Annotated in this window: 3 protein-coding genes; 1 reads left to right on the top strand and 2 read right to left on the bottom strand. The window is 68.0% G+C overall.

What is annotated here, in order from left to right:
- Positions 1-423, top strand: a 423-nt coding sequence (locus tag AC1DY5_RS52040; protein WP_478122085.1) for a transposase, incomplete at its 5' end; no start/stop codon positions are given.
- A gap of 279 nt (positions 424-702) precedes the next feature.
- On the opposite strand, the gene AC1DY5_RS52035 is transcribed toward AC1DY5_RS52040, so the two are convergent.
- Both AC1DY5_RS52035 and AC1DY5_RS52030 read right to left on the bottom strand, forming a co-directional pair.
- On the bottom strand, positions 703-1,077 hold the full coding sequence (locus AC1DY5_RS52035) for a helicase SNF2 (protein WP_478122084.1): 375 nt from the start codon (positions 1,075-1,077) through the stop codon (positions 703-705).
- A 164-nt stretch (positions 1,078-1,241) separates the two neighbouring features.
- Positions 1,242-2,284: tetratricopeptide repeat protein (locus AC1DY5_RS52030; RefSeq protein ID WP_478122083.1), on the bottom strand; the 1,043-nt coding region annotated here is incomplete at its 5' end.

Here is a 2,284-nt window from a genome sequence, read left to right as displayed (position 1 = left end):
TTCCATTTCAACTGGACTCACGTCTCGGTCATCGCCGGACTCACGCGCACCAACTGCCTGTTCCGGCTGCACGAGGGCAGCATCAAGAAGGAAGAGATCGTCGAATTCCTCAAGGCGCTGAAGGCCCATCTGAARCAGCCGCTGCTGGTCATCTGGGATGGCTTGAAGGCGCACCGCAGTCGCCTGGTGCGCGATTATCYGGACAGCCTGGGCGGCCATATCCAGATCGCATTCCTGCCGCCGTACGCGCCCGACCTCAAYCCGGTGGAGTATCTGTGGGCCTGGCTCAAACGACATGCCCTGGCCAACTACTGCCCCAACGACCTCACCGAGCTTCACGGCACTGCGCGCAACAAGCTCAAGAGTGCCCAGAAGCGCCCCTCGATCATCGCCGCCTGCTGGGTGCAGGCCACGCTGTGGTGATGTCATGATTTATGGAAGTCTCAAATAAGGCGGTGGGTTATCGATATTTCGGGCCGCAGCGTCGTTGTCGCGCCGGGCACCAAGGTCTTATGCCAGGGGGCTTGTGGTGGTACCCCGCTTCGGCCGAAGGTTTGGAGCGATCCGTCGATCGGCTCCACTCGGCCAACTCCGGACATTGGATGCCGAGGCAGAATTCGCTTATGAGCAGGCATTCGCACGGCGGACTGAATACACGAAGAAAAGCCGGGCCCAGCCCGGCTTTTTCTGGAGCGCCGCGCTTCAGATCGCGAGGCGATCGCCGCGCGCGGCTGCGCGGGCCTGGACGCGCACGCTGGGGCGGTCGACAGGCGATTCGACGCGCGTCACGCCTTGGCCGTAGCCTTCCGCGTACGGGTTCGCGCTGCGAGCGGCAACGATTCCTTGCGAGCGAACCGAAGCGCGCTCGACCGAACTGGCGATGCTGGCGACGCCCTGCCCGGCCACATCGCTGAATTGGTCGCCGCTGCGTGCGGCCACGACGCCTTCGGCGCGGACCGCGGCACGGGTCTGGGTCGATGTGACCTTGGCGACGCCGTCATAGGTTTCTGCTTGGACGCCTGCGGCAGCGAGGATCGCGAGCGCAAAGCCGGAGAGGAGCTTGGAAGCGGTGTTCATTGTCGGATTCCTTCAAGTGGTCGAATGGGTTGGTGTAGGACGAAGTTTGCGCCGGCAAGGGACCTCGCGGATGTGCGTATTCGCACCTCGGCGTTCATGTCGTGGAAATAATCCGGCCCTTCAAACGCTGTCGCCGGCCCGGGGGCCGGCCGTGCAGGCATCAATCACGCCGCGGCTCGCGCGACGAAGCGCCGAGCGAGCGGGCTCGCCGGTCGCATCGCGGCCCGCTCGGCCGCCAGCGCTGCCGCGAGTGGCCGATCGCCGCTGCGCAGCGCCGCCTCGATCAGCGTCAGGTCGAGCAGGTCGCGCTGGGCGTGGCTGCCGCCGAAGCGGTGCGCACTCGAGCGGATCGGCCGCAGCAGCGCGACGACCGTCGCGTGGTCGCCCGCCACGAAGGCCTGCACGGCGCGCGTCGCGGCCTCGCCAACCTCGGCGGTGAAGGCGCGGGTGTCATCGTCGCCGGCGAGCGTGGCGCGCTGTGTCTCGCGCAGCTGCGCGGCGAGATCGCTGCGCCCGGCGCTCGCGAAGGCCATCATCGCGTGCAGGTCGTTGAAGGCATAGTTGCCCGCGGTGGCATGCGGCGCCCAGCGTTCGGCCAGCGGCTGCCAGCGGTCGCCGACGTCCACGTCGCGCAGCGCGAGGCGCCACAGCAGTGCGCTTTGGTCGATCATGTCGAGCACGACCCCCGAGCCCGGCCCGCCGATCGACGCATCGTACATCGCGAGCACCTCGTCGTGCCGGTCCTGCTCGAGCTTGAACAGCGCCAGGTGCCACCAGTTGTGCACCGCGAAGAAGCTGTCGCGCGACCAGTGCGCCGCATTCGGTTCGAGCCAGGAGATGCCGTCCTTCGGCGCATTGCGCATCTCGTGCACGTGCGCCACCGCATGCCAGGCCCAGGTGTCGCGCGGCTGCAACTCGATCGCCCGGCGTCCGGTGCGCTCGGCCTGCGCATAGTCGCCTGTCTCCTCGAGCCCGAAGGCGTGCATGCCGAGCACCGCATGGTGGCCGGGCATCGCGTCGTTCCAGTGCGGCCGCACGCGCGCGATGCGGTCGCGCAGCATGCGCGAATCGCCGGTAAAGAAGTCCACTTGGTGGCCGGTCTGCAGCGCGAGCAGGTCGCGCGGGTGCTGCGCCGACAGGTCCTCCAGCACGCGCGCGCCGTCGCGCCAGCGGCCGGCGGCGACGAGCGCGGCGGAGCGCGCATGCA

The sequence above is a fragment of the Variovorax sp. P4_D9 genome (assembly GCF_056401695.1).
This window is presented reverse-complemented; position numbering and strand designations above follow the sequence as displayed.

Bases quoted from the DNA above. Each gene is read 5' to 3' on its own strand.
- AC1DY5_RS52035 (WP_478122084.1), bottom strand. From the start codon at position 1,077: ATGAACACCGCTTCCAAGCTCCTCTCCGGCTTTGCGCTCGCGATCCTC.